Annotated in this window: 3 protein-coding genes and 1 tRNA gene; 1 reads left to right on the top strand and 3 read right to left on the bottom strand. The window is 41.4% G+C overall.

The features are described from left to right. Positions 1 to 492: 492 nt before the first annotated feature. From Q1A70_RS19360 to Q1A70_RS19350, 3 genes are all read right to left on the bottom strand, one after another. Entirely contained in the window at positions 493 to 1,746 is a 1,254-nt protein-coding gene (locus Q1A70_RS19360; protein WP_299695544.1) for an HD-GYP domain-containing protein, read from the bottom strand. Positions 1,747 to 1,829: 83 nt separating this feature from the next. Continuing rightward, on the bottom strand, positions 1,830 to 2,237 hold the full coding sequence (locus Q1A70_RS19355; RefSeq protein WP_299695546.1) for a VOC family protein: 408 nt from the start codon (positions 2,235 to 2,237) through the stop codon (positions 1,830 to 1,832). Between the two features lie 233 nt (positions 2,238 to 2,470). Beyond that, a tRNA-Leu gene (locus tag Q1A70_RS19350) sits at positions 2,471 to 2,555 on the bottom strand. Between the two features lie 194 nt (positions 2,556 to 2,749). Here Q1A70_RS19350 and Q1A70_RS19345 point away from each other — a divergent pair. Continuing rightward, the gene (locus Q1A70_RS19345) at positions 2,750 to 3,226 is read left to right on the top strand and encodes an RDD family protein (protein ID WP_299695548.1); all 477 of its coding nucleotides are present in this window, start codon (positions 2,750 to 2,752) and stop codon (positions 3,224 to 3,226) included. The last annotated feature ends 127 nt before the right edge of the window (positions 3,227 to 3,353 follow it).

The following is a 3,353-nucleotide window of genomic DNA, read 5'->3' as shown; positions in this document are numbered from 1 at the left end:
CACTTTTGAAAAAGTAAAACAAAACAGCTCAAGGCTGCACCCAATTTGAATTGGTCACTCAGTTCATTGAAATCAATGTGATACCTAAGTATCAATTTTTGATATTCATCAACGAGTGCCCACACAGATTGATAGGTTTAAATTGTTAAAGAGCTTCTCTTCGTTGTGACTCATATCACTGCGGAAGAGGCGGCCATTCTAGCGATTTAATTCCCCGTGTCAAACACTTATTTGGAATTAATTCCTACTTTCTAAAAGTAGAAGCGAATTATCGCTTAAAGCTAGTTGCCTTACTAACATTTCTTCGCTGAAGCCTTGTGGCGCCTGCCGTGTCAGTGAGGCGGCATTATAGAGATGCCACTCGCATTGGCAAGCAATAAATACGTTTTTTATTGAAAAAAGAGGTTAAACGAAGATATTTCAACCAAGGGCTTATTTATACCACTTTCATCCCAAGTTTCAAACAAACTACCCACAACCACCTGTGGATAACTACTCTCTAGTATCAAAAAAGTAAGATAAACGAGCCCTAGGGTTTAGATACTCTCGAACTTGTTCAGGTAACTTGCTTGGATGAACGGCATTAACGATTTTTATGCCTTTAGTCAGTAAGTCGATTATCGGCGCTTGTGTTCTTGGCACGCTAGGATCATAGATAAGTACATTCGGGTACAGCATATGCTTAGCGTCAACAGAAATCACAATTCCAATGGAGTCATTTGAAAGCTGGACTATCGTTCCGGGCGGGTAGACCCCCATGAACTTAACCAACAGGCTCAAGTTATCTTGGCTATAGAGATGGTTGCAATTTTTATATAAATGGGACAATGCCAAATGCGGGATCATTTGCTGAGGTTGGTTTTTACTATGGCAAAGATTGTCGAATGTATTCGCCACTGCGACTATTTTAGCAAACTCATCAATTTCATCTTCTTTTAAGCCCTCTGGGTAACCAGAACCATCATTCATCTCATGATGTTGAGTAATGACCTTTTTGACACTTTCAGGGAATTCATCAATTGTCGCTATTATATCCGCACCATACTTAGTATGAAGCTTTAGGTAGTTCTCTTCCGGTACCGTAAGCGCGCTCTGCTTTCTTAGAATTGCTACAGGTATTTTGATCTTCCCGACATCATGAAACAACGCAGCAAAGGAAAGGTCTTTCAATTGTTGCATACTATAGCCTTTAGCTTTACCTATCATAAGAGCAACAACTGACACATTTAACGTATGAAAGTAGACGTCTTCAAACTTAGCTTGTGTATTCATGAGGTGCAAGGTGACGCTATCATCACTGACTAACGTTTCGACAATATCATCAATTAGACCCTTAACCTCCCCCACGGCATCTAAAGGCCGGTTGCGAATTTTCGTCATTACGGAGCGCATTCTAGCAAGTGAACGCTCGAACTCTTTCTCGCAATGGTTCACTCTGCGGCGGTAAGAGTTCAAAGTTTCGATACGTTCATGCTTATCTTTCCACATTTTTTCCGTTTCAAGACTTACCTGTAAATCTGTATCAGCCTCTTGTTCAACCACATGGTTAACAGGTAACGGCGAAGTATCACTTTGGTTGAAATTTATATAGACGTGTTTAATCCCAAGGTGTCGAATAACCTTTACTTGAACGTCATCTTTGATTTTAAAGCTGTTGAATAAAAATGGGTGTTCATTCCATTTTACGGGGAGTCGTATATGTAGACCGGGCTGAATCCGGTCTACGGTGATCTTTATGCTGCCCATCTTTATTTATAGTATTGATTAATAAAATCTGATTCTGATTTTAGTCAATCCACACAGTAATTCCACTATCTCACTTCACAGGTTTAACTTAAAGAATCACAATGTACCATCCAGCGAATACCGAACTTATCCTCTACTTTACCGAACCGAGCCCCCCAAAAAGTATCAGATAACGGTGTCATTATGCGTCCACCCTGCTCAAGCTTTTCAAAGATTTGTTCTTGAGTCGCCGTATCCTCAGTAACCAGAGACAGAGCGAGGTTATTCCCTTCAAGCTCTTTGGCCTTTACACCATCAGACATCATGAGTTTCATCCCAAATGCTTCGAACTCAGCGTGCATAATCCACTCAGGCTGAGCTCCTTCAATGACTTGGGGCGCATCACTAAAAAGCTGTTTCGATAACACCACACCGCCAAAACACTTGTAGTAAAAATCCAACGCTTCACTACAACGACCATCAAAAAATAAGTAAGGGGTTACTGTCAGCATATATCTCTCCTCTGTTGCTCCTTTAAACATAGACAATAGAAGATAGAATGACAGGTAACATCATGATTAATTTGTGAATAATTTGAGTTGCAGAAGGAAATTATTGGATTTAGGAACGAAACATCAAGATACGCCTGATTAGAAACAGTAGTAACCGCTACCGTAAAGACAACGTTTCTATTTCCTCAGATACAACAAAGTCCCGACATAGTCGAGGCTTTGTTGTTTAAATATGGTACCGGTAGGCGGACTTGAACCGCCACGCCCGAAGGCAACGGATTTTGAATCCGTCGTGTATACCAATTTCACCATACCGGCATTATCTTGGGGCTTTGCCCTTTCGATGTTTGGTATTATACGTATGCGAGCAGATGTAGCAAGTATAAAAACTTGAATTCACGTGTGTTTGCCGATAATTTAGCCACCAAGTCATAAGCTGTGCGTCATGTCTCTTTTCACGCTTAGCCTTAAGCTATATTCTGACCCCTCAATTTTTTAAGAAGTAATCCCACATGACATCAACCAACACACTGCCACCAGCAGGAGTCATGCGCCGATTTGGTGCCTTGTTCTATGACGCTCTTATCGTCATCGCGATTGAAATGATGGCAGCTGGCGTCATTATCGCTTTACTGCACGCACTGATGGCTCTTGGTATTTTTAACCATAGCGGATATGCCGATGTCAGTGACTTCTTAGCCAACCATCCGATTTGGAGCCCTACCTACACTTTTTACTTAGTCGTCGTTTGGGTGTATTTCTTTGTGTTCTTCTGGACTAGAGCTGGACAAACATTAGGAATGAGAGCTTGGAAACTTCGCGTTCAAAACAAAGGCGGCTCTGCAATTACTGTCACTCAAGCACTGATTCGCTTAGGTACTTCAGGTTTTGGATTAGCAAACCTATGCGTGCCATTTGATCCTGAAAAACGTGGTTTTCATGATATATGGGCGAAGACGGAGGTGGTTGTGTTACCTAAGGCACAATAACACTGCTAAGCAAGCTTCTATTAAGAACAAAAAAGGAAGGCACTATGCCTTAATACCGTTCACTTAAGGTGAGCGGCATTGTTTTTTCTAGGATATCGGCTTGGCTTTTTCTTCACGACTCTAGGGA

Source organism: uncultured Vibrio sp. (assembly GCF_947488985.1).
In the GTDB taxonomy this organism is placed as follows: Bacteria; Pseudomonadota; Gammaproteobacteria; order Enterobacterales; family Vibrionaceae; genus Vibrio.
This window is presented reverse-complemented; position numbering and strand designations above follow the sequence as displayed.